The following is a 24,630-nucleotide window of genomic DNA, read 5'->3' as shown; positions in this document are numbered from 1 at the left end:
GGACGCGCTGTCCTCGTGGAGCAAATGGCTCCCAACTTCGTAGCCTAGGAGGAATGTCGGGCACTGTGTTGGTTCGTACGACAGTTTTTCGCGCCGTTGCTTGGTGTGTTCGACAGTGCGGCGAGATTCGGTTGTCCGCAATACTGAGTAGGCAGCTAGACCCAACGGCGAGGAGAGCGCATGCCAGCAACTTCTGGGAGTCCACAAGTGGACGTCACACCGAGACAGACGCAGAAACGGGAATCCTTCCTTGTGCGGAAACCGTGGGCAGCGTACCTGTTGCGACGCGGTGGGTACTTTGTCGTGTCCATGTTCGTGCTCATCACGGTCTCCTTCCTGCTCATGCAGCTCATTCCGGGCGATCCAGCTCGAGTGTCCGTTGGTGAGAACGCGACACCGGAGGCCGTTGAGGCCCGGCGGATCGAACTTGGTCTCGATCGCCCAGTGATCGTGCAGTATTTCTCGTTTTGGAAGGGGCTGTTCACCGGGGATCTCGGTGAATCGATCAGCTCACGCCAACCCGTTATCGACGTCATTATTCAGCGGGCTCCGGCTACGCTGGAAATCGCATGGGCCGCGGTGCTGATCGCGTTCGTCGTAGCGGTGTGTCTTGGCCTCACCTTCGGGGCGCTCACCCATGGCGGCCGCCGGCCAGGAGTCGACACTGGGTTCAACTCCGTGACCGCTGCGCTCGCGCTCATCCCAGAGTTCCTCGCAGGCATCCTGCTGGTGTACTTTTTCGCAGTAACGCTTGACCTGTTCCCGGTTGCGGGAAGAAGCGGGTTCTCGTCATACATATTGCCTGTTGTCGCGTTAGCGTTTGGTCCAGCGGCCGGGCTCACGCGCATCGTCCGCGCCGAGACCCTGACCGTGCTCCAGCAGGACTACGTCCGGACGGCCCGCTCCCGTCGCATGCCAGCGGTTCGGCTGTACGCCAAACACGTGCTGCCGAACCTGCTCACATCAACGCTCACGATCTCGGGTATGGCGCTGGGCGCCATGATCGCGGGGACGGTGCTTGTCGAGAGCATCTTCGCGTGGCCTGGCCTCGGCGGCGTGATCGTGCAGTCCATTCAGGGCAAGGACTATCCGCTCGTGCAGGCAATTATCATCTTCTACGGATCGGTGGTGCTGCTCATTAACCTCGTAATCGATTTCGTGCTCATCCTGTTGGATCCGCGCACTGCATTGGACAAGTCATGACTACGAAACATCGCTTCCTTGAGACACTGCGCTCGCCACTGGGTATTGTCGCGGTCGTATCGTTTACCGCGCTCGCCTTTCTCGCCATCTTTGCTCCGGTGATCTGGGGTCAGCAAGCCGCAGTGACAAACACGAGCATGATTTCGCAGCCATCCAGCGCCGAGCACATATTCGGCACTGACGGCAGCGGCCGCGACATCTTGCTGCGCACGCTCGTCGCCACGCGATTGTCGGTGGTGATGGCACTGAGTGCTACTGCGGTTGGCATTGTGTGCGGCGTGCTGCTTGGACTGCTCCCGCTCGTTCTTGGAGGGCGCGGTGGGCGTTGGCTGGTCGCAGGCATCAACATTGGTGTCGCGTTCCCTGGGCTACTTCTCGCAATCGCCTTCTCCGTGATCCTCGGCCAGGACGGCCTTGCAGCTAGCCTGGCGATCGCGATCGCGATGATGCCAAATTATGCGCGTCTCGTGCACAACCTGTCAGCCTCGGTGTGGGGCAGGGACTACGTTTCAGCTGCGCTCGTGCTCGGCGTGCCGAAGCGACAGATTGTCATCAGGCACGTTTTGCCGAACGTGCGCGACCCGCTGCTCGTGAACGCCGCGCTCACCGCGGGCGGCACGCTGCTCGCGTTCGCAGGCCTCTCCTTCCTTGGGCTGGGTATCCAGGTGCCGCAGTATGACTGGGGTCGGATGCTCAACGAGGGTGTCAGCAGAATCTTCATTACCCCTGCTGCTGCGATCGTTCCTGGCGTGGCCATCATTCTTGCCGGCATGACGTTCATGCTGCTCGGAGAGGTACTGAACCGGACCCTCGCAACGGGGAGCAGGCGGAGCCTTAGCGGTGCGATGCTGCGCAAGCTTGGCCGCTCCCGCGCTGCCGCAACCGATATTGCTGCTGCTGCGACCGGCGAGGTCTCCACTGACGCGTCGAGCGATACGGTGCTCTCCGTCCGCGGGCTCAAGGTGTTCGCGCCGCAGGGCGACGACGAATTACGTGCGTTGGTCGACGGGGTGTCCTTCGATATCGCTCGTGGTGAGATTGTGGGCGTCGTGGGTGAATCGGGGTCGGGAAAGAGCTTGACGCTCATGTCGATAGCAGGCTTGATCGAGTCCCCGCTGCACGTCACGGCCCGCTCTGCCAGTTTTGATGGCGAGGACGTTGTGCTTACCGAGGACGGGTACCCGAAGTCCCTCGACCACCACTTTGGAACACGTCTTGCGATGGTGTTCCAGGACCCAATGTCGTCGTTGAACCCCGCGCTGCATGTCGGCACTCAGGTCGCGGAGACCGGCATGTTGCACCTCGACATGGACCGCGCCGAGGCCAAGAAGGTGGCCGTCGAGCGGCTTACCGCGGTGCGAATCCCTGACGCAGAGCGCCGCTACTCCCAGTATCCCCATGAGTACTCAGGTGGCATGCGGCAGCGCGCGATGATTGCTGCCGGTCTGATGGGCAAGCCGTCGCTGATTCTCGCCGACGAGCCGACTACCGCGCTCGACGTCACGGTGCAGGCAGGCATTCTCGAACTCCTGAAGCGGATCAATGAGGTTGACGGCACAGCGATTATGTTCGTGTCACACGACATCGCGGTGGTGACGTCGCTGTGTACGCGAGTGCTGGTGATGTACCGCGGCCGGTTGGTTGAGGACATCTCGGCTGATGACCTGCGTGCCGGCAATGCGGCTCACCCGTACACCCGAGCGCTCATGGCGACGGTGCCGACGATGGACAGCCCGCGCGGGGAGCCGATGGCTTCTATCCCGGACGACGCTGACTTCTCAGGTACATCGCCCATCGGCGTGCTCGAGGCGGTCGTTCCCCCAACGGGCGCAATTGAACTGATCGATTTCGAAGGAGGAACGCGATGAGCAATCGACTCTCATTCGAATCGCTGAGTATCACGTACGGGCATGGGGCTTCGCTCTTCACCGCAGTAGAAAACGTTGACCTCACGCTCGAAGCCGGGGAAGTGCTTGGGCTTGTCGGCGAGTCCGGGTCGGGCAAGTCGACTATCGCGCGCGCTGCGGTAGGCCTGGCGGAACCTTCGGCCGGGCGCATCATGCTCGGGGAAACGGAGATTTCGCACGCTCGGGGTGACCAGTTGCGCGAGCGCCGGCGTGTGCAGATGATCTTCCAGGACCCGCAGTCGTGTTTCAATCCGCGCCGAACGATCGGCCAGTCGATTGATGAGGCGCTCATCTCGGCTCATCGCAGAGAAGGCACCTCGGCGCCGCAGGCGCGGGCGCGGCGGGACGAGATCGCGAACCTCCTCAGGGCCGTCGCCCTGCCACCTGAGACCGCTCAGCGTATGCCAGCGCAGCTGTCGGGTGGGCAGCGGCAGCGGGTTGCCGTCGCACGGGCGATCTCGGCCAAACCGGCGGTGATCCTTGCCGACGAGATCACGTCAGCTCTCGACGTCTCGGTGCAGGGATCCGTGTTGAACCTCCTTAAAGAGCTGCAGCGCGAGCTGGGGTTCTCGATGCTGTTTATCAGTCACAACCTCGCCGTCGTTCGGCTCGTTTGCGACCGCGTTGCTGTGATGCGCAGTGGCTCCCTCGTCGAGGTGGGTGACACGCTCGACGTGATGCACCAGCCACAGCACGAGTACACCAAGGAACTGATCGCGGCTGTGCCGTCTCTCTAACTTCACTGACTCAAATCGCACCATTTCTGCAATCAACTGTTCCAGGCTACAAAGTCGACAGAGAAAATTGTGAAGCACGCCGAAGTGCGACACGCTCTCTCAGCGCGAAGATAGTGGTCTGGGGCTCAACACGAAGGAACACACTATGAAGGCGTTTACGATTGTCAGCCTCGCAGCTGTCGGCGCTTTAGCGCTCACGGCCTGCGGCAGCGGGAGCGGCGCTACCCCGGGCGATGCCGGTACCGAACCGGTCATCGACGGCACGCTCACCGTTGGCATCAGCCGCGACCCAGGCATGCTGTTTCAGCCGCTCAACCCGAGCTCCGCGCTTGGCTGGGTAAGCGAGTGGGCGTACGAGTCGCTCGTCTACTTCGACTCAGAAGGCCAGTCACAGGGTTGGCTAGCCGAATCGTGGGAGCAAACACCTACATCCCTCCACTTCGAGGTTCGTGACGACGCGGTCTGTGCGGACGGAACGGCGCTCACCGCAGAGACCATCGCGAACAACTTTCGGTGGATCGCTGACCCGGAGAATGGCTCGACAGCGATCGGCCTCGTCATGCCGCTCGACGCGGAGGTTACGAACGATGAGTCGAGCGTGACCATCACCACGAAGACACCGAACCCGTTCATGATCACCGCGGTCGGGGCGCAAAAGATCTACTGCCAGGCTGCGCTGGACGATCCGACAACCGTCACCAACGCGACGAACGGCACCGGCATGTTCAACATGACCGAGGCGGTTACGGGAGACCACTTCACGCTCGAGCGTCGAGATGACTACAAGTGGGGTCCAGAGGGTGCCGCAACGGGCGAGACGCCCGGCGTCCCGAAGAGCGTCGTGATTAGCGTCGTCGAGAACGAGAGCACCAGGGCCAACCTGCTCCTTTCGGGCGAGCTCAACATCGCAGCGATCGGCGGGCCAGACGAGGACCGCGTTCTTGGGAAGCTCGACGTCTTCTCGGAGAACATGCTGATCACCGGCGGTATGCTCTACAGCCAGGCTGAGGGTCAGCCGACGGCGGACAAGGATGTACGCGTTGCGCTCACCAAGGCGCTTGATCTCGATGAGCTCATGCGGGTGAGCACCGCAGGCAAGGGCGAACGCGCCCCGCGTCTCGCGGTCGCGAAGCCGCAGGTGTGCCAGTACGACGCGGCAACACCGAACCTGCCAGCTACCGATGTTGCAGGCGCAGAGAAGCTGCTTGATGCCGCGGGATGGGTCAAGGGCTCCGACGGTAAGCGGTCGAAGGACGGCGAGCCGCTCGTCCTCGAATTCGCTTGGCAGACGCGCGGCGCTGAGATTTCGGCAGCCGCGGAAATGATGGCGGAGCAGTGGGCAGAAATCGGCGTCGGTGTGAACCACCTCGGCGCAGAATACGGCGCATTCATCGAGCGCATCAGCACTCCAGGCGCATCGTCAGAGCTCGACGTGATCTGGCTCGCGGCGAACTACCCGGTTCCGAGCTCCCTCATGACCTACTTCACCGGCCCGTCACCCGACAAGGGCAACAACTTTGCCTCGCTGTCGAACCCGAAGTTCGACAAGCTGGTGGCTGAAGCCAACAGCAAGACCGGTGAAGACGCCTGCAACGCATGGGAAGCGGCAGAAGCTGAAATGTTCTCCTCCGTCGACTATGTGCCGTTCGCGATGGCCGCCCAGTCGACCTTCGCACAGGGCGTCTCGTCAGAGATGATCAAGGAATTCTACCCGAGCACGCTGCTCGTCAAGTAACGGCGCGGGGCTTCGCCGGCACGCAGCCGGCGAAGCCCGGCACCAATATCCACCGCAGCACCGCAACACGCGTCTCACCGCATGAACCTCAAGGAGTCAATGATGACCAGCACACTCAGCCAGAACAGCTTCGACGCGACCCGATGGGAGCAGCTCTTGGTTGAGAGCGCACGTCGGCATCAAGTACCTGGCATCGTCGCTGGCGTACTTCGCATCGACCCTGACAGCGGTGTCGAGCAGCGCTTCGTTGCCAGCACGGGAGTAACCAACTCCCGCACGGGAGTCGAGACCTCACGCGACGCGCTTTGCCAGATCGGCTCAGTCACGAAGCTCGTGACGAGCACGATGATCATGCAGCTGCGTGAAGAGGGGAAACTTGACCTCGACACCCTCATCACGGACCTACTGCCAGACACGAAGCTGTCCACGCAGGATGACGGCACAATCACCGTGCACCACCTCCTCACGCACACCTCCGGCATCAACGGCGATGTGTTCACCGACACGGGTCGTGGCGATGACTGCATCGAGAAGTACGTTGCACTGCTCAAAGACGCCGAGCCACTGTTCTCACCCGGCAATGGCTGGTCATACTGCAACTCCGGCTTCGTGGTGCTCGGGCGGATCATCGAGCTGCTCGACGGGCGCACCTGGGATGCTTCGGTGCAGGCACGCATTAGCGCGAGGCTCGACCTGCAGCACTTCCTCACTCTGCCCGAGCAGATCATGAGTCACCGTTACCAGCACGGACACACCCGTGAGCCGGGCAGCACCGTCTGGAGCCCTGCGGCCCGCACCGCGTTGATGCGTTCGGTCGGGCCAGCTGGCATCATCAACAGCAGCGTTGACGACATGCTCGACTTCGGGCGGTCTTTCCTGCGCGACGGACGCGGGACTGGCGGCACGGCGCTGCTCAGTCCTGAGTCAGTGCGGTTGATGTTTGAGCCGCAGGTCGACCTCGGCGATGCCGACGCACTGTCGCCGCAGTGGGGCCTGGGATGGATCCTCGATGAGTGGGAAGGACACCGCGTCGTCTGGCACGGTGGCACCACCATTGGCAACAAGGCGTGGTTCCAGGTGCTCCCAGAGGACGGCGTGGTAATCGTGGTGTTCTGCAATGGCGGAGTCGCGAACGCGGCCGGTGCAGATATCGTTGGCGCGTTTGCGCGGGAGTTTGCTGGGGTATCTCCCGCGCCTGGTGTGACGCCGGCTGGCCCCGCAACCGACGTTGTTGTTCAGGACGAGTGGCTCGGCAAGTATGGCGACTTCATCACCACCTTCGAAATCGTGAAGACCGATGCCGGAACGCTTGAAGCGCGGCTGTCCCAGAGCCTGAAGCCGGAAGAGCCCGGCGATGAGATCGTCGTGGAGCTCTTCCCGACCGAACAAGCAAACCGTTTCACCGGGCGACCGGATCGCCTCACCAGCTGGGTGAAGCTGACCTTCGCCGAGGTGGACGGGCACCCCTGCCTGTACTCTGACATCCGCTGCCTGCGTAAGCAGGTCGCAGCAGAATCGGCAGACTGATGGCTCGAGTGCTGTTGCAAGGTGGACGCGTCATAGATCCGAGAACCGGGTCTGACCGGATCGCCGATGTGCTCATCGAGGACGGAAAAGTCGCGGCAGTTGGTCTGGAGCTTCGTGCCGAGGACGCCGAGGAGATTGACGTCACTGGCAAGATCGTTGGCCCCGGATTCGTGGATCTCCACAGCCACGTAAATTCGATCGCAGGGCAACGGTTGCAGGCACGAGATGGCGTCACAACAGCACTCGAACTTGAGGCTGGCCTGTTGCCGGTCGAACTTGCCTACGCGAACGCTGCCGCCGAGGGGCGGCCGATCAACTTCGGTTTTTCGGCGTCGTGGGGCATGGCGAGAGCCGAGGTCCTCTCTGGGCGCAAGGCAGACGCCAAGTTTGCGAGTGCGCTTGCGATTCTCGGGGATCCGGCGTGGCAAGCGACCTCGACTCCCGGGCAGCTCACGGCCTGGGTCGGTCGGCTCGAAGGCGAGCTCGAGGACGGGGCACTCGGTATCGGCATTCTGCAGGGTTACGCTCCGCAGACAGACCCGCGTGAGTATCTCGCGGTGAATGAGCTCGCGGCTCGGGCCGGCGTTCCCACGTTCACCCATGTGCGGGAGATCATCGAGTCTGACCCTGCCACACCGATCGACGGCACCGAGGAGGCGGCACGGGCCGCTGCGGAATTCGGTGGGCAAGTGCATCACTGCCATGTGAACAGTACCTCGCGGCGCCACGTCGATCGCACCCTCGGCGTGATTGAGCGTGCCCGCCGAGGGGGAGCACGGATGACGGTAGAGACCTACCCGTACGGTGCTGGAAGCACCGGCATCGGTGCAGCGTTCCTCGCGCCCGAGCGGCTCCCGGCATGGGGGCTGACACCCTCGAACCTGGTGCTCGTGGAAACGGGCGAGCGCATCGCCGACGCAGGGCGGCTCCGGGAAGTCCGCCGTACCGACCCGGGCGCAGCGTGCATCGTTGAATACCTCGATGATGACGATCCTGCGGACCGTGCTTTGCTCGAGCGCTCGCTCGCATTCCCCGACAGTATCGTCGCGTCAGACGCTATGCATGTCTCGTGGCCAGACGGTTCGACGGACACCCGTGAGTGGCCGCTCCCGTCCGGTGGCACCACTCATCCGCGGACGGCTGGCACGTTTGCAAGGTCGCTGCGGTTGATGGTGAGGGAGCAGGGGGAGTGGAGCTGGCTAGAGGCGTTTCGGCGCTGCAGTTATCTTCCCGCGAGGGTGATGGACACCACGACGCCGAGTTTCGCTTCGAAGGGTCACCTCGCTGTAGGGGCAGACGCAGACCTCGTCGTTATTGATCCGAACCGGGTGACGGATCGCGCAACCTACCTCGACAGCACACGGCCGTCAGTCGGCATCGAGCACGTGCTCGTCGCGGGTGTATTCGTTGTCCGTGATGAAGATATCGTGACCGATGCTTACCCTGGTAGGGGACTCCGAGGCCACCGCAGATGAGTGCAATAGCTCACCGGCGCACGCAGTGCGCACTCTCACTTCAACACCTGAGGAAAGGTCCGTCAACATGACACAGGACACCGTTCGTCTCGCAGATATCCTCGAGACGATTCAGACACTTGTCGAGTGCGAATCGCCGTCTGACGATCACACCGCTGTGGCGGTGTCTGCCGACCTCGTTGCTGAACTCGGCGAGTCGCTCCTCGGTGTCGCGCCAGAGCGCATCGTCATTGATGGTGTCAGCCACCTGAGGTGGAACTTTGGTGGCGCGACTCGGGTGCTGCTCGTCGCTCATCACGACACCGTGTGGCCGATGGGAACGCTCGGGCGGCTGCCGTTTGCGGTGCGCGACGGTGTGCTCACCGGCCCGGGCAGCTTCGATATGAAGACGGGTCTCGCGATGGCGTTGCACGCGGTTGCGGCAATGCCTGACCGCGATGGGGTGTCGATTATTGTCACCGGCGATGAGGAGCTGGGTTCCCCCAGCTCCCGCGCGCTCATCGAGGAGAGCGCCCGCGGTGCTCGCGCCGCGCTCGTGCTTGAGGCGTCGGCTGACGGCGGCGCACTCAAAATTGAACGCAAGGGGGTGTCGCTCTACGAACTCGTGGTTCACGGCCGCGCTTCCCACGCTGGGTTGGAGCCCGAGAAGGGAATCAACGCCTCTGTCGAGCTGGCCAATCAGCTGCTCGCGGTTGCTGCGCTGTCGGACTCAGAGCTTGGCACTTCGGTGACGCCAACCGTTGCAAATTCGGGCACCACCGGCAATACCGTGCCTGCCCGTGCTTCGTTCAAAGTCGATGTGCGTGCTCGTACGAGCGCCGAGCAGCAGCGGGTGGACGAGGAGATTCGCGCACTTACCCCGGTACTACCCGGCGCGACACTCGAAGTTATCGGCGGGGTGAACCGGCCAGTGCTCGAACGCAGCTCTTCGGAGGCGCTGTTCGAACGTGTGCAGGAGACTGCTGCGCAGCTCGGCCTCGAACCCTTCGTCGGCGTTGCCGTCGGGGGCGCTAGCGACGGCAACTTCACCGCAGGCATCGGGGTGCCAACGCTTGATGGCCTCGGGGCTGTCGGAGGTGGTGCGCACGCTGAGAGCGAGCACGTAATTGTAGAAGAGATTGAACCAAGAACCAGACTGCTTGGCGCACTCGTTGCCAACCTTGCGGGCGATACCGAGGTGGGTGGGCGATGACAAACATCACGCACGATGAACTAGCACGAGCCGTAGCCGACGCGGAGCGCGCTGCCGCGCTCGCGGGTGCGACGGTACGCGAAATGCGCGGTAAGGACGAAGAAGCCGAGGTGGGTGAATTGCTCGCCCGCATCTGGGGGCGTACCGCGGAGAATCCCGTTGTGCCGCGTGAGTTTCTCCGTGTGCTTGGGAAGACGGGCAACTATATTGGTGGCGCCTTCCTTGACGGCAAGCTCGTTGGAGCGTCCCTCGGGGTGCACTCAAGCCCGGAGCGACTGACACTGCACAGCCACATCGCCGGGGTGCTCCCCGAGACGGTGGGGAAGTCGATCGGATACGCTCTCAAGCTGCATCAGCGCGCCTGGTCGCTTGAACGCGGGATCGACGTTGTCGAGTGGACGTTCGATCCGCTGGTATCGCGCAACGCGAACTTCAATATCCGCAAACTCGGGGCGTTCCCGCTCGAATACCTCGAGAATTTCTACGGCGCGATGGCGGACACTATCAACGCGGGCGACCTCAGCGACCGTCTGCTTGTTCGCTGGGATCTGCGCGATCCCCAGGTTGCCGCCCTCGCCGGTGGCGCGACTCCAGGGCCAGCGCCCGAGGGTGACGTCACTGTCTTGCTACCTGACGACATCGAGTCGCTCCGCGTTTCTGACCCAGCGGAGGCCAAGCGATGGCGGCGCGCAATCCGGGACGAGCTTACGGGGCTGTTCAACGACGGCGCGAAGGTCGTTGGCTTTGAGCGCGGCGTCGGCTACATCTTGCAAAACGCATCAACAGAGGAGAAGAAGACAGATGAAGATTGAGGGCTTTGAGCTGCGCCGTGTTGGGTTGCCGCTCGTCTCACCGTTCCGCACGTCGTTCAGCACGCAGACCGCGCGGGATATCCTGCTGGTAAAGGTCGTCACTGATGAGGCTGAGGGGTGGGGGGAGTGTGTGACCCTCGGTGACCCGCTGTATTCACCCGAGTACACCGATGGCGCACAAGACATCATGAAGCGCTACTTCATCTCGGCGATCGCCGGTGTGCGCGACGCAAACGGCGTAGGCCAGGCACTGCACCCGTTCAAGGGTCACCCAATGGCGAAGGCTGCGCTCGAGACCGCGGTGCTTGACGCAGAGTTGCGCGCAAGCGGTCGGTCGTTCGGCCGCGAGCTTGGGTCGGTCAACGAGCGCGTGCCGTGCGGAGTGTCCGTCGGCATCATGGATTCGATCCCCGAATTGCTCGACGCCGTCGGTGGATACATTGACGAGGGATACGTTCGGATCAAGCTGAAGATTGAACCCGGCTGGGACATTGACGCCGTGCGTGCCGTGCGCGAGCGCTTCGGCGACGAGGTACTGCTGCAGGTTGACGCGAACACGGCGTACACGCTCGCCGACGCCCGTCATCTCGCAAAGCTCGACGACTTCGACCTGCTCCTCATCGAGCAGCCCCTCGAAGAGGAAGACATTGTTGGCCACGCCGACCTCGCGAAGCTTATGAAGACACCGATTTGCCTCGATGAGTCGATCACTTCGGCACAGACCGCAGCAGCCGCGATCCGTCTCGGTGCGACGAGCGTCATCAACATCAAGCCCGGTCGCGTCGGCGGCTATCTCGAGGCCCGTCGGATCCACGACATCGCTGTTGCTTCCGGTGTTCCTGTGTGGTGCGGAGGAATGCTCGAGTCCGGTATCGGGCGTGCGGCGAACATTGCGTTGGCGTCGTTGCCTGGCTTCACCATGCCGGGTGACGTTTCGTCGAGTAGCCGGTTCTACGAGACCGACATCACCGAGCCGTGGGTCATGGAGGACGGTCACCTGACCGTGCCGACCGGCCCAGGACTCGGCGTCGCCCCGATCCCTGAGCTGCTCGAAGAATTCACAACGAGCGTCGAATGGGTAGCAGTCTCCTAGCGTGCGAGTCACAGTATCGACGTCGGGGTTGGGGGCGGTATGCTTCCGAACATGAGTGACCGCAACGAGCCTCGTTTCCCCCGGTTCAGCTTTGCGCGGATCCTCGACGATTTGGGGGTCACGCTCCTTGAGACGGCCCATGGGCGGGCGAACGAGCAGCAGCCCGTCGGTGGCGTGGTGATTTTCGATGCCTTCGATGAGCCCCTCTACCCCGAGCACGCCTTCGTGCTCGGGGTAGGAGTGCACGGCAGCGAAGCGCTCGCCGAACTCATCGAGGGGCTGCCGAATCAGCCGGTCGCCGCAGTTGTCGTGCGCTCACCCGTCGAGCTCACCGACGAGGTGAGGCGTGCGGCAGACGAGCGCGGTGTGGTTGTGCTCGGGCTTGCACGTGGGGCGACCTGGACGCAGCTCGCGGCGCTGCTGCGCACGCTCCTTGCTGAAGACGACGTTGGTGACACACACGTGGACTCGCTCGGGGGGATCCCGTCGGGTGATCTCTTCGCTGTTGCGAACGCGATCGCGTCGCTCCTTGACGCGCCCGTGACCATCGAGGATCGATCTTCCCGCGTGCTCGCGTTCTCTGGCAGGCAGGAGGAGGCCGACCGTGCGCGCGCCGAGACCATCATCGGTCGCCGCGTTCCGGAGCGCTACACCGAGCGCCTCACCGAACGGGGCGTGTTCCGGCACCTGTATCGGAGCGATGACCCGGTGGTCATTGATTCTGACGTGATTGATTCGGTGGTGTCGGTAAACGATGGGTCGACGCAGCGCGTTGCGATTGGTGTTCGCGCCGGCGACGAGGTGCTCGGTTCGATTTGGGCCGCCATGGACGGCCCGCTCACGCACGAGCGCACCGTCACGCTCCGCGACGCGGCGAAACTCGTTGCGCTGCATCTGCTGCGGTTGCGCGCAGGGGCTGACGTGCAGCGGCGGTTGCGTGCTGAGCTGCTCAGCACCGCGCTCGAGGGGGGTTCCGGGGCGAGCGAGGCGCTGGCCAGGCTCAACCTCTCCGGTCAGTCTGTGTGCGTGGTAGCAGCGGTGCTGACAGAGACCGAGCACGGCGCGACCGAGGGGACAGACCAGGCGCTCATGGCTGAGCGGGAGCGTTTCACCGACGCGCTCGCCGTGCATCTTTCTGCGATGCGGCCCGGTTCTGCGGTCGCGCAGCTGGGGGATACTGCCTACGGGATTCTCCCGGAGCCGAACGATCCTTCCGGGTTGCATGCGGTGCGCACGATGGAGGACTTCCTCGACAGGGTTGGGGCCCGGATGCCTGCGGTGATCGCGGTGGGGCCGCCGGCAGACGACCTCGCTGGCATCACCCGTTCGCGGGGATCTGCGCGGCGCGTGCTGCGCGCGCTGCTCGAAACGGGGAGGGGTGGATCGACGAAGCCGCTCTCACGCGTTGCACGGCTCTCTGACGTGCACGCCGAAGTGCTGATGCGTGAGCTCAAAGACCTCATGGTGGTGCGCGGTGACGAGTTCACCGGGCCGGTATCTCGCCTCATTGAGCACGACGGTAAGCAGAAGGGGCAACTGGTTGACACCTTGCGCGCGTGGTTCGACCACTTCGGCGACGTCGGGCAGGCAGCTGGCACACTGTTTGTCCACCCGAATACGTTCCGTTACCGGCTGCGTCGCGCCGTCGAGATCAGCGGAATCGACCTTGACGACGCGGATGACCGGTTCGCGGCGATGCTGCAGCTACGCTTGCTCGACCGGTAGCGCGGCGCATAGCGCATACAAGTGAGGGGCTCGGATCCACAACGGATCCGAGCCCCTCACTCATTCGCGGAAGGAATTAGCCTGCGAAGCGGAAGAGCTTCTTGTTGGCGAACTCGAGCATGCCGACCTTGCCGAGCTCGCGCCCGTAGCCCGACTTCTTCACGCCACCAAAGGGCACGTCAGCGCCCTCGAGGCCTGCGCCGCCGATGAAGACCATGCCAACGTCGAGCTGGTTGCCCACCTGCTCGGCGCGGTCGAGGTCGTCACAGATGATGACGGAGCCGAGGCCGTACGGCGAGGAGTTCGCGAGGTTGATCGCCTCTTCGTCGCTCGATACCTTGTAGAGCTGCGCAACCGGGCCGAACAGCTCCTGGCTGTACACATCCATTGCCGGGGTGATGTTGGTGATCACCGAAGGGGTGTAGAAGTTGCCCTCAGGGGTGTTGTCGCCAACGAGGACATCTGCGCCCTGGTCGATAGCTCCCTGCACCTGCGAGGTGAGCGTCTTCGTTGCAGCCTCAGAAGACATCGGCCCAAAGTCGCCAGCCTGGTAGGACTGGCCGGCGATGGCTGCCTTGAACTTCTCCGAGAACTCGTCGAAGTACTTGTCCATGACGACGATGCGCTTCGAACCGTTGCACGCCTGGCCGGTGTTCTCCATGCGGCCGCCCACTGCGTGCGCGACAGCGTGGTCGAGATCCGCCGAGTCGAGCACGAGGAAGACATCGGAGCCACCGAGCTCGAGTACGCACTTCTTGAGGTGCTTGCCGGCCTGCTCAGCGACGATTGCGCCAGCGCGCTCGGAGCCCGTGAGCGAGATGCCCTGGATGCGGTCGTCTGCGATGATGTCGCTGATCTGGTCGTGCGAGGCGAATACGTTGACGTATGCGCCCTTCGGGAATCCAGCGTCGAGGAACAGCTGCTCGAGAGCAAGTGCCGATTCCGGGCACTGTGCTGCGTGCTTGAGGATGATCGTGTTGCCGAGGATGAGGTTCGGAAGAGCGAAGCGGGCAACCTGGTAGTACGGGTAGTTCCAGGGCATGATGCCGAGGATGACGCCGGTTCCCTGGAAGCGGAAGAAGGTCTTGAGGCCGTCTTCTACTTCGAGCGGCTCGTCTGCGAGCCACTTCTCTGCGTTGTCCGCGAAGGCAGCGGTAATCGCGCCGGAGAACTCTGCCTCACCGATCGACTGATCGAGCGGCTTGCCCATCTCGCGGTTGATGATCGCGCCGAGTTCTTCCTTGCGCTCGTCGAAGAGCTCTGCTGCGCGCTTCGCGAGCGCTGCGCGCTCGGCGACGGTGGTCTTGCGCGACCACTCCTGGTAGGTCTGCTGTGCCGACGCTATTGCAGTTTCAATGTCTGCTGCGGTCGCATCGGGATACTCGGCGACGGTCTCGCCCGTAGCCGGGTTGATGACGGCGAAGGTGCCCATAGTTGACTCACTCCTTAGTGACTTCGACGGTGTCTACTTCAGGCTAAGTCTTTCACACCTGACTGAGGATCACTAGCGACCCGCGCGCTGCTCTTTCAGCCGCGATACAGAGAACTCAGTGATCGAATCGCTAGGAGGTCTCCTCAGGAACGACTGAATCCGCAGCTTTGGGGTCCGGCGGCTGTGCGGCAGTTCGACGACTTCGGGCGCGTCGCTTGCGTACCCGCACCGCGACGACGATGACGAGGATGATCGCGGCAACCAGCACGAGCCAGGGGAGCGCGACACCCGCTCCGATATACACAGCGGCGAAGAACGCACCGATTGATGCGAAGCCTGTCATGATCGCGTCCCAGAACGACTGCGGGCCGCCGCCAGGCAGCGCACTGGACTCGGTCAGCATCACCCAGATATCAGCTTGGTCGATCTGTCCCTCGAGCGCTTCGAGCTGCGCCCGCAGCCCGTCGAGCTGCTGTTGGCGTTCGGTGAGTGCGGCCTCCGCTTCGATGAGGTCGCTCGTCGAGGTGGCACCCTCCATGAGTGCGGTCAGACGGTCTATCGATGCCTGCAGCGCCTCGGCTCTTGCCTGCAGGTCGACGTGGGTCTCGGTGACGTCGTCGGCGGAGCGTTGCTCGAAGCGAACGTCGCCGAGCGAGCCGAGATCATCGAGGGCGTCCGCGAGCTTGTCTGATGGCACCCGGATCAAGAGCTGGGCTGTGCTGTTCGATCCGATGTCGTTGGAGAGGCTCTGTGAGGAGACTGACCCCCCGTGCTGCGCAGCGACGTCGGCGGCCTCAGCTGCCGAGTCCTGCGCGGACTTGACCACGATTTCGATGCTCGCGCCGCGCACGATTGAACGTGACGTTGCCTGGTCTGCGACCTCGGGGGACCCGGGGAATGGCTCGCTGCTGAGATCGGGCAGGGTTTCCGCGACGAGCCCCTCTGGCAGCGGCTCGGCTGGCAGCACCTGAACTTCGCTGGGGCCGCCACCGGTCGAAACCCCGGATGACTCAGCCGAGCAGCCGGCCACGGCGATGAGTAGCAGGCCGGCCGCTGCAGCAGAGAGGACGCGTGTGAGTGACATGCGCCAAGGGTAAAGGCGACGGGGCTGGCCGCGAAAGCCGCTACCGTGAATCGTTACGGGAGTGGAAGGGTGATCGTTCCGGTCTCCGGGGGCTGTTCGATGTCCCGGCCCTTGAGGTCGGGAACCCACCTGGTGGTTGCGAGCGCAACAAGACCAGCAATGGTGATGAGCGCGCTCGAGACGATAATGGCACCGTTGGCACCCATGGCGTCGATTGCGACGCCAGCGACGGCGGATCCGGTTGCCACGCCAACGAGCTGGCCCGTACCGATCCAGCCGAATGCCTCCGCCGTCTCCGAGAACTTGATCGTTGAGCCGATCATGCTTGAGATGCCAGCGAATGTCGGCGCGGTGCCGAGCCCGCCGATGAACAGTACGATCGACAGCCACCAGATGTTCAGGCTGACGAGGCAGGCGAGAGTGCCAGCAAGCACGATGCCGATGCGGATCACGAGCGACCACGGACGCAGTGGCCGGTGCCCGACGATGAGTCCGCCAACGAGCGAGCCGGCGGCGAAGACCGCGAGCACAATGCCCGACTCGATGCTGCTGTGCCCGCCGCCGCCCTCGACCGGAGCGAATGCGCGCACGATGCCGGCCTCGATCGCCGCGAACGACGCGACGAAGAAGAATCCGACCACGGTCGAAATGATCACCGTTGGGCGCTTAAGGACGGCGCCGAGGCCGCCCTTGGACGGCGGAATCTTCACGACCCCTACCGGCCGGCTGAGGATAAACCACGCGCCGCCACCGAGCATGAACGCTGCGGCGACCGTCAGACCGACGGCTGTGCCGAACTGTGCGGCGACGAAGACCGCGATGACGGGGCCAAGCACCCAGATGAGTTCCTGCGCTGCCGCGTCAAGCGAGAACAGTGCTGAGATCTGGTTGCCGGGGACGAGGCGCGGGTAGAGCGTGCGCACCGCAGGGGTGATGGGTGGCGTCGCAAGCCCGATCGCAAAAGAAATCAGTGCGGTGATCGCGAGCGGCAAGTGCACGAACGCGATGACGATGATGAACCCGGTGCACAGCACCGACGTGATCCAGAGCACTCGGCGCATCCCGAAACGGCCCATGAGGCGGCTTGAGAGCGGCCCTGAGATCGCTTGGCCGACACTCTGCGTTGCGAGCACGATCCCGGCCGCGGTGTACTCGCCGAACTGTTGCTGCATGTGCAGCAGCACAATGATCGACAGCATGCCAAACGGGAACCTGGCAGTGAGCTGCGAGAAAAGGATACGGAAAACGCCCTCATTGCGAGCCAGCTCACGGTAAATGCCCATCAGGCGATTCTAGTCCTCCGCCGCGCCCCATTTTGGCCAGGGTCGAGGTTTTGAGGCGCCGAATATCTGGGGGCATCGAGAAGCTCTGTTGTCCTTGCCGTGTTAGGGTCAGCCCACTGGTTGGACGAATCGCAAAGGAGCGTCAGAACATGCCAAACAGTGATCGTATTTCCCCGAAGTCCTGGAGCGCTGTGCTCGCCGTGACGGCCACGCTCACGCTCGCTGCTTGCTCCCCAGCAAGCGACGCCTCACCACGCCCAAATGACGCCGAAAACGATGTGAACACCGCGGCAGCGGAACGTGGGGAGCCAACGGCTGATGTTGCCTTCGTGTGTGGTCAGCTGAACGCACTTGAGGCCGCGCTGTGGCGAGCGGCGGTCGACGAGGGCAGTGGCGTGCTGCCTGAGGGTGCCGTCGACGCCGTTCATAGCTTGGTCTTCGACGGCTACGCCACGATCGCGGAACGCGCGCCGGGCGAACTCAGCAACGAGGTCGCGACGCTCCGAAGTATCGCGGAGTCAGAGCCCCGCGACCCCATTGCCATCGCGGAGGCGAGCCATGCACTGGGATCCGCCTGCGAGGAAGCTGGTGCGCCGGTCGCAATTATTGCGCGCCCCGGAGACGGCGGCTAGGTGCCAGCTACCCCTCAAGCGCCTTCTGAAGGCGCTTGAGCGACACCGGCCCGGCCGAGCGCAACCGCTGCGCAAAGCGGCTCACGCGGAACTCCGCGATGAGGCGCCGTGCGCGGTTGCTCGCGGCGCGACGCTAACCCCCTCCCAGCGAATCCGCGGATAACCGACGAATACTGGAGGTGGATCGCGCGCGAACACCACCAAGCAGCGAGGGGCCGCCAATGTACGCGACAGTTGTGCGACGCAAGGTGCACGGAGTGTTTGACGAGATCAACGCAGGAAACTACGCCCCGATGGTGAACAGCCTCGGCTCCCCGTTTACGTATCGATTCCTCGGGCGACACGCACTCGGCGGCCGGCGCACCTCGGTCGCATCAATGAACGCCTGGTGGGAGCGGCTCCTGCGGCTGCTCCCCGGGGCACGATTTGAGATCACAGACATTCTCGTCGGCGGCTGGCCGTGGCGAACGCGCATCGGCGTCCGGTCGCAGATCAGCGGACCGTTGCCCGACGGGTCGAGGTATGAAAACACAGTGTTTCAGTTCATGACCCTGAGCTGGGGCAAGGTCGTCTCAGTTGAAACCTGCGAGGACCTCCAGGTCCTTGAGCGTGCGCTTCGCGTGGTAGCGGATTCCGGGAACGCTGAGGCAGCGTGGGATCCCATCGAGGACTGACGAGCGCGCCTCGATCCGCGAGCCGCGTCGCAATCGAAATGGAAAGGAGAAGGGCAGATGCTCCACGGATCTACTCGTGCTCTCGCGATCGCTCCCGCGGGTGCTGCCGCGTTGGCGGCCGCTCTGACGCTCGCCGGGTGCACTCAGGGGACTGAGCCTTCGGCACAGTCCGCCGAATCGGCGAACTCGGGTACCGCAGCGGCAGCTGGCACGCACACGCTTGAGGAGGCCGCAGCCGCCTGGACGTGCGGCGGGCTGAGTGTGCTGAAAGGAATTGAGTTTCGTGCGGGCTCGGATGCGGAACAGTCGATCATCACACCCGAGCAGTTGCAACACCTCACGCAGGCAGTCACGGACGCCTACGCGTACTTCGTCGAACACGGCGCGCATGCCGAGCTCGAGAGCGCAGAACTCGGCGTACCGGTCGCCGCGCTCCGTGAGGTCGCAAGCGAGCACCCTGACGGGGGCGAGGCCGTTGACGCTGCGGTCGCGGAGCTCTCCGACATCTGCGAGCGCATGGGAGAGAGCACTACCTTGCTTGGGCGCCCTGGCGAGGGCGGCTAGATGCCAGCTACCCCTCGAGCGCCTTCTGGATGCGCTTGAGCGACACCGCCTCGGCGGCGCGCAGCTGCTGCGCGAAGAGACTCACGCGGAACTCCTCGATGAGCCAGCGGGCCCGCTCGGTGTGCTCGGGCGGGTCAGCTGGCAGCGGGATCGTGCCGCCAGCCTCGGAGAACAGCACGAGCGCGCGATCCACGTCGTTCTGCCACGCGCGGTCGCGGCCGGGGTTGTCGGTGAGCGAGCGCATGCGGTGCGCGAGCGCCTCGAGATAGACGGGGACGCGTTCGAGCTGCGCGGCCCCGGTGCGCGAGACGAAGCCGTCGAACACGAGCCCGTCGAGCTGCTTCGCGGCGTCTGCGACCTGGCCGAGCACCTGCAGCGACTTCGCCTGGTCGATCGCCTTCTTCGCGAGCCGGGCCGCGTCGAGCACCTTCGCGGTGAGCGCGATCGTCCCGTAGATCTCGTCGATGAGGCTGCGCGCGTAGTCGTTCGCGATCTGCTCGAACTCGTCGGCGCGCCACACGAGCCCGTCGGGGGCATGGCGGCGGATCACGCGCTCGGCGACCGCGAGCGATACGTCGGCGATCGCGGTGTCCAGCGAACGATACGGCCCCGCACCGAGCAGCAGCTTCTCCTGGTTCGAGAGGTGCTCGCGGACGTAGCTCGCGGGCGACGGGCTCGACAGTACGACGAGGCGGCGGATCCCGCGCCGCGATGCGCGCCGCTGCTCGGCTTCGTCGGCGACGAGTCCGAGGTCGACGCTCGTGCGGCGATCCACGATCGCGGGGTACGCCCGCACCACGCCTGCGCTGCCGGAGCGGCCCTTCGCGTAGCTCGAGTCGACGTGCCTGGGGAGGTCGCCGAAGTCCCACGTCGTCGCGCCGGTGCGTTCGAGCTCGCTCTTCGGCAGCGACGCCTGCGCGACCTTCGCGACGCCGCGCGTTGCCTGCTCCTTGTGCGTCGACTGCAGCTCGGCGAGGTCCTTGCCCGCGCCGATCGTGCGGCCGCGCGCGTCGATCACGCGGAACGTGGGCGTGAGGTGGTGGGGGAGCCGTGCGGGGTCGAAGTCCGCCGCAGTCACCTGCTGGCTCGTGCGGCGGCGGATCTCGTCGGCGAGCAGCTGCGTGAGCGACGCCTCGGTTCCAGCGGCCTCCGCGCCGTCAAGCTTCGGTCCGACGACGCCGAGCAGCGTGCGCGCCCAGTCTGCCGCGGGCACGACGTGTTTGCGGATCGCCTTCGGCAGCGTCTTGATGAGGGCGGTCACGAGCTCCTCGCGCATGCCGGGCACGAGCTTCTCGAAGTCGCCCTGCGCGAGCCTGGGGAGGAGCGGCAGCGGCACGTTCACGGTCACGCCGTCGTCCTCGCTCGTCGGGTCGAAGCGGTACTTGAGCTTCAGCGACTGGTCGCCGTGCTGCCACTGGCGCGGATACTCGGCCTCGTCGACCTCGACGGTCTCCTCCTCGAGGAGGTCGTCGCGGCGCATGTGCAGGTACTGCGGATCGTCGGCGCGCTTCTTCCGCCACCAGCCCTCGAAGTCGCGGGTGCTCGCGACGTCCTTCGGAATGCGGGCGTCGTAAAACTCGAAGACCGCCTCGTCGCCGTCGAGGATGTCGCGGCGGCGCGTGCGCTCCTCGAGCTGCGCGAGCTCCCGGCGCAGCTGATGGTTCGCCCTGTCGAAAGCCTGCGGGGAGTCCCAGTCGCCGTCGACGAGTGCGTGCCTGATGAACAGCTCGCGCGCCTCGACCGGGTCGAAGCGGGAGAGCTGCACGCGGCGATCGGTGACAATCGGCACGCCGTAGAGCGTGACCCGCTCTGTCGCGACGGCCGCGCCTTGCTTGCGCTCCCAGCGCGGCTCGGAATGCTGCCGCTTCGCGAGCGGGCCGGCGAGTTCCTCGGCCCATTCGGGGTCCACGACCGCGTTCGAGCGGGCGAACAGCCGGCTCGTCTCGACGAGTTCGACGCTCATCACGACCTCGGGCGGCTTCTTCGCGAGCACCGATCCCGGGTACAGCACGAAGCGGGTGCCGCGCGAACCGAGGTACTCCTGCGCTGGCTTCCGCTTCACCGCTCCTGGGACCTCGCGGGCCCTGCCTGGCTGGCGGCGATCCTGCCGGTCGTCGCGGGCGCCAAGCTGCGAGAGCAGCCCAGCGAGCACGGAGCGGTGGATGAGCTCGGGCGATCCACCCGTTGCCTCCTTCACCTGACCCTTGACGCCGGCGGCCCTTGAGAGCTGCCGCACGAGGTCCATCCACTCGCGCACGCGCAGGAAGTTGAGGAACTCCTTCTTGCAGAGCCTGCGGAACGCGCTCGAGGAGAGCTCGGCCTGCTGCTTCTGCAGGTGGTTCCAGAGGTTCAGGAGCGTCAGCAGGTCGCCGAGCGGATCGTTAAAGCGAGCGTGGAACTGGTCGGCCTGCGCGCGCTCGGCGACGGGCCGCTCGCGCACGTCTTGAATCGTGAGCCCCGCGACGATCGGGAGCACCTCAGGCACGACCTCGTGCCTGCGAGCCTCGACAACCATGCGCGCGAACCGGGGCTCGATCGGCAGTCGGGCGAGCTCGCGGCCGGTATTCGTGATCGCGTGGGTCCCCTGGCTCTCACCGCGCTCGTGCGTGCGGCCCGACTTGCCTCCCCGCTTCGCCGGGCGCACAGCGCCGAGCTCCTCAAGGAGACCAAGGCCGTCACGGATCCCGCGCTCGTCCGGCGGCGTGAGGAACGGGAACCCGGCGATGTCGCCGAGGCCGAGGGAGAGCATCTGCAAGATGACGCTCGCAAGCCCTGTCCGCCTGATCTCGGGCTCGGTGAAGAGCGGGCGCGACTCGAAGTCTTCCTCGCTGTAAAGCCTGATCGCGATGCCGTCGCTTGTGCGGCCCGAGCGCCCCGAGCGCTGGTTCGCGCTCGCCTGCGAGATCGCCTCGATCGGGAGGCGCTGCACCTTCGAACGCGCGGAGTAGCGCGAGATGCGCGCCGTGCCGGCGTCGATGACGTAGCGGATCCCGGGAACGGTGAGCGAGGTCTCGGCGACGTTGGTCGCGAGCACGATGCGGCGCGCGCCGGCGTTCTGGCCGGTGCGGCGCTCGAACACGCGGTGCTGCTCGGCAGCGGAGAGCCTGCCGTAGAGGGGGAGGATCTCCGTGCGTGAGCCGCCCCCGCCACGCTGCACGCGGCCCGAGAGCGCGTCTGCGGCATCGCGAATCTCGGCCTCGCCGGAGAGGAACACGAGCACGTCGCCGCGCGACTCCTTGCCGAGCTCGTCGACGGCCTCGCCGATCGCGTCGAACATGTCGCGCTCGATCTTGCGGATCTTCGGCTGCTTGGTCTTCGGGTCAATCACCTCGCGCTCCTCGACGAGCGGGCGGTAGCGAATCTCGACGGGGTAGGTGCGCCCCGACACCTCGATGATCGGGGCTGGTTCGCCGGTTTTGTGGTCGGCAAAGTGCTTCGCGAACGAGGCAGGGTCGATCGTCGCTGACGTGATGATGACCTTGAGATCGGGGCGGCGCGGCAGCAGCGTCTGCAGGTAGCCCAGCAGGAAGTCAATGTTGAGCGAGCGCTCGTGCGCTTCATCAATGATGATGGTGTCGTACGCCGTGAGGTCGCGATCGCGGTGGATCGCGTTGAGCAGGATGCCGTCGGTCATCAGGCGGATCTTCGTGTCTTTCGACGCCTGATCCGTGAACCTCACCTGGTAGCCGACGAGCCCGCCGAGCTCGGTGCCCGTCTCCTCGGCGATGCGCTCCGCGATGGTGCGCGCTGCGATCCTGCGCGGCTGCGTGTGCGCGATGCGCTCCCGCCCGAGGGCGAGCGCGATCTTCGGCAGCTGCGTGGTCTTTCCCGAGCCGGTCTCGCCTGCGACGATGACGACCTGGTGATCGCGAATTGCTGCCTGGATTTCGTCGCGCATCTGCGAGACGGGGAGCTCCTCAGGGAACTCGATGCGTGGCCTTGGGCCCTCGGGGTTCGACATAACAGGATCCATTATCGCGCGAGTCGTAGACTGACTTCGAGTCCGACCCAAAGGAGTGCACATGAGCAAGCTATCAATCCCCAACATTTCACTGCACGATGGCACCGAGATCCCCCAGCTCGGCGTCGGTGTGTTTAAGGTCGACCCCGGCGAAGCGCAGCGCGTCGTAGAGGAGTCCATCGAGGTGGGTTACCGCCACATCGACACCGCTGCGATCTACCGCAACGAGGCCGAGGTCGGCGCCGCGATCGCCGCAAGCGGGGTGCCACGGGAGGAGCTGTTCGTCACCACGAAGCTGTGGAACAGCGACCAGACCCGCGGCGAGGAGGCCTTCCAGGAGAGCCTCGACAAGCTGGGACTCGACCGCGTCGACCTGTACCTCGTGCACTGGCCGCAGCCGATGTTCGGCGAGGCGCTCACCGCGTGGCGGTCGCTCATCAACATCCATGAGTCTGGCCGGGCGACTTCGATTGGCGTCTCGAACTTTGAGATCTCGGACCTCGAAGAGATCATCTCCGAGACCGGCATTGTGCCAACCGTGAACCAGATCGAGTTGCACCCGCTGCACCAGCGCCGCGAGCTCGTTGAGTACTGCAACTCGAAGGGGATTCGCGTTGAGGCGTGGGGCCCGCTCGCACAGGGCAAGTCAGACCTCTTCGAGCGGCCGGCGCTCGTTGAGCCCGCCGCAGCACACGGCAAGACCCCGGCGCAGGTGATCCTTCGCTGGCACGTGCAGCAGGACCGCATCATCTTCCCGAAGACCGTGCGCCCGGAACGCCTCGTCGAGAACGCGCGGATCTTCGACTTCGAGCTCACCGCAGCCGAGATGAGCGCGATTGACGCGCTCGATGTGCAGCACAACTTTGGCACGAACCCGCACGAGATGGACGTGCGCTAGCCCGCGCTTCACTCCGGCGCGAGCGCAATCGCGCCGGAGTGAAGCTTGAGCAGTGGAAGATATATGAGGTCGAGGAGTGTCTCGATCTCGGATCGTTCGGGGACCCTTCCGATGGTGAGGAACTCGTAGCGCAGAAGCGACATGGCCGAGGCGATCACCGTCTCAGGGATCGGTTCGGGGCCGAGTTCGCCGCGCTCGGAAGCCGAGCGAATGAGCGCCCGCAGCGGCGGAAGCATTTTCTCCGCGCCCTCTGCGAGCATTGCGGTTGAGTGCGCCTGTGGAAGCTCAGCGAGGAGCCCACGGACGACGCCGGCGCCCAGTTGCTGGTAGCGCCCCTCGTGGAGCGCGAAGAGCTCGAGGAGCTGTTCGCGCAGCGGGCCGGTGTAGCGCGGCTCAGTGGGGAGGGGGAGGCGCGCGTCGATCGCTGCCGCGACGAGCTCGGCCCTGCTCTGGAAGCGCCGATACAGCACGGGTTTGCTGGTCTGCGCGCGTCGAGCGACGCCCTCAAACGTCACGCCGTGGAAGCCGGCGTCTTGAAGCTCGGCGATGGTCGCGTCAAAGATCGCGCGAAGGAGTACCTCGTCGCGTCTTCGGGTCGGCTGCGCGGGAGGATCTCCCTTCGCCTCTTTTGGCATGCCCGTTCTCCCTGTGGTCCGCTGTCGGTGTCTGTTGGATCCATGTTACTGTTACCTCGAA

Annotated in this window: 19 protein-coding genes and 1 pseudogene; 14 read left to right on the top strand and 6 right to left on the bottom strand. The window is 64.6% G+C overall.

The window, feature by feature from the left end:
• Window positions 1-180 precede the first annotated feature (180 nt).
• The 10 genes from SD72_RS05085 (at window position 181) to SD72_RS05040 (ending at window position 13,406) form a co-directional block, all read left to right on the top strand.
• Complete coding sequence (locus tag SD72_RS05085) at window positions 181-1,203, top strand: ABC transporter permease (RefSeq protein ID WP_084766787.1); 1,023 nt, start codon at window positions 181-183, stop codon at window positions 1,201-1,203.
• Entirely contained in the window at window positions 1,200-3,071 is a 1,872-nt protein-coding gene (locus SD72_RS05080; RefSeq protein ID WP_198141866.1) for a dipeptide/oligopeptide/nickel ABC transporter permease/ATP-binding protein, read from the top strand. The genes SD72_RS05085 and SD72_RS05080 overlap by 4 nt, the downstream gene beginning before the upstream one ends.
• Complete coding sequence (locus tag SD72_RS05075; protein WP_042543343.1) at window positions 3,068-3,847, top strand: ABC transporter ATP-binding protein; 780 nt, start codon at window positions 3,068-3,070, stop codon at window positions 3,845-3,847. The genes SD72_RS05080 and SD72_RS05075 overlap by 4 nt, the downstream gene beginning before the upstream one ends.
• Before the next feature lie 145 nt (window positions 3,848-3,992).
• Window positions 3,993-5,582, top strand: a complete 1,590-nt coding sequence (locus tag SD72_RS05070) for an ABC transporter substrate-binding protein (protein ID WP_042543342.1) — start codon at window positions 3,993-3,995, stop codon at window positions 5,580-5,582.
• 102 nt (window positions 5,583-5,684) lie between these two features.
• Window positions 5,685-7,109, top strand: coding sequence for a serine hydrolase domain-containing protein (locus SD72_RS05065; protein ID WP_052492482.1), 1,425 nt, complete (start codon window positions 5,685-5,687; stop codon window positions 7,107-7,109).
• The gene (locus SD72_RS05060) at window positions 7,109-8,584 is read left to right on the top strand and encodes an amidohydrolase family protein (protein ID WP_042543341.1); all 1,476 of its coding nucleotides are present in this window, start codon (window positions 7,109-7,111) and stop codon (window positions 8,582-8,584) included. The genes SD72_RS05065 and SD72_RS05060 overlap by 1 nt, the downstream gene beginning before the upstream one ends.
• A gap of 67 nt (window positions 8,585-8,651) precedes the next feature.
• The gene (locus SD72_RS05055; RefSeq protein WP_042543340.1) at window positions 8,652-9,776 is read left to right on the top strand and encodes a M20 family metallopeptidase; all 1,125 of its coding nucleotides are present in this window, start codon (window positions 8,652-8,654) and stop codon (window positions 9,774-9,776) included.
• Entirely contained in the window at window positions 9,773-10,588 is an 816-nt protein-coding gene (locus tag SD72_RS05050) for a hypothetical protein (protein WP_042543339.1), read from the top strand. The genes SD72_RS05055 and SD72_RS05050 overlap by 4 nt, the downstream gene beginning before the upstream one ends.
• On the top strand, window positions 10,578-11,681 hold the full coding sequence (gene menC, locus SD72_RS05045; RefSeq protein WP_042543338.1) for an o-succinylbenzoate synthase: 1,104 nt from the start codon (window positions 10,578-10,580) through the stop codon (window positions 11,679-11,681). The genes SD72_RS05050 and menC overlap by 11 nt, the downstream gene beginning before the upstream one ends.
• A gap of 51 nt (window positions 11,682-11,732) precedes the next feature.
• Window positions 11,733-13,406: a PucR family transcriptional regulator gene (locus SD72_RS05040; RefSeq protein WP_157000461.1), complete on the top strand. Its 1,674-nt coding sequence runs from the start codon at window positions 11,733-11,735 to the stop codon at window positions 13,404-13,406.
• A 76-nt stretch (window positions 13,407-13,482) separates the two neighbouring features.
• Here the strand turns inward: SD72_RS05040 and SD72_RS05035 are convergent, their stop codons facing one another.
• From SD72_RS05035 to SD72_RS05025, 3 genes are all read right to left on the bottom strand, one after another.
• Window positions 13,483-14,838, bottom strand: coding sequence for an NAD-dependent succinate-semialdehyde dehydrogenase (locus SD72_RS05035; RefSeq protein WP_042543336.1), 1,356 nt, complete (start codon window positions 14,836-14,838; stop codon window positions 13,483-13,485).
• A 130-nt stretch (window positions 14,839-14,968) separates the two neighbouring features.
• Entirely contained in the window at window positions 14,969-15,922 is a 954-nt protein-coding gene (locus tag SD72_RS16840) for a DUF4349 domain-containing protein (protein WP_052492481.1), read from the bottom strand.
• Between the two features lie 53 nt (window positions 15,923-15,975).
• Entirely contained in the window at window positions 15,976-17,205 is a 1,230-nt protein-coding gene (locus tag SD72_RS05025; RefSeq protein WP_042543335.1) for an MFS transporter, read from the bottom strand.
• A gap of 149 nt (window positions 17,206-17,354) precedes the next feature.
• Here SD72_RS05025 and SD72_RS05020 point away from each other — a divergent pair, with 149 nt between their 5' ends.
• Entirely contained in the window at window positions 17,355-17,837 is a 483-nt protein-coding gene (locus SD72_RS05020; RefSeq protein WP_042543334.1) for a hypothetical protein, read from the top strand.
• Between the two features lie 7 nt (window positions 17,838-17,844).
• Here the strand turns inward: SD72_RS05020 and SD72_RS18670 are convergent.
• Window positions 17,845-17,949, bottom strand: a pseudogene (locus tag SD72_RS18670) (DUF3418 domain-containing protein); the annotation flags it as partial.
• A gap of 109 nt (window positions 17,950-18,058) precedes the next feature.
• On the opposite strand from SD72_RS18670, the gene SD72_RS05015 reads away from it, so the two are divergent.
• The gene (locus tag SD72_RS05015) at window positions 18,059-18,511 is read left to right on the top strand and encodes a nuclear transport factor 2 family protein (RefSeq protein ID WP_042543333.1); all 453 of its coding nucleotides are present in this window, start codon (window positions 18,059-18,061) and stop codon (window positions 18,509-18,511) included.
• A gap of 57 nt (window positions 18,512-18,568) precedes the next feature.
• Entirely contained in the window at window positions 18,569-19,075 is a 507-nt protein-coding gene (locus SD72_RS05010) for a hypothetical protein (protein ID WP_042543332.1), read from the top strand.
• Between the two features lie 7 nt (window positions 19,076-19,082).
• On the opposite strand, the gene hrpA is transcribed toward SD72_RS05010, so the two are convergent.
• Window positions 19,083-23,036 (bottom strand): ATP-dependent RNA helicase HrpA, encoded by a 3,954-nt coding sequence (hrpA, locus tag SD72_RS05005; RefSeq protein WP_042543331.1) that lies wholly within the window; start codon window positions 23,034-23,036, stop codon window positions 19,083-19,085.
• A 61-nt stretch (window positions 23,037-23,097) separates the two neighbouring features.
• Between hrpA and SD72_RS05000 the strand changes: the two genes are divergently transcribed.
• Complete coding sequence (locus tag SD72_RS05000) at window positions 23,098-23,934, top strand: aldo/keto reductase (protein ID WP_042543330.1); 837 nt, start codon at window positions 23,098-23,100, stop codon at window positions 23,932-23,934.
• 8 nt (window positions 23,935-23,942) lie between these two features.
• Here SD72_RS05000 and SD72_RS04995 read toward each other — a convergent pair whose 3' ends face one another.
• Window positions 23,943-24,569 carry a TetR/AcrR family transcriptional regulator gene (locus tag SD72_RS04995; RefSeq protein WP_042543329.1) on the bottom strand — a complete coding sequence of 209 codons (627 nt, stop codon included), beginning with the start codon at window positions 24,567-24,569 and terminating at the stop codon, window positions 23,943-23,945.
• Between the last annotated feature and the right edge of the window lie 61 nt (window positions 24,570-24,630).

Origin of the sequence: Leucobacter komagatae (genome assembly GCF_000834055.1) — a bacterium.
Taxonomy (GTDB): Bacteria; Actinomycetota; Actinomycetes; order Actinomycetales; family Microbacteriaceae; genus Leucobacter; species Leucobacter komagatae_A.
The sequence above is the reverse complement of the archived record's forward strand: the minus strand, read 5'-3'. Positions and strand labels throughout refer to the sequence as shown.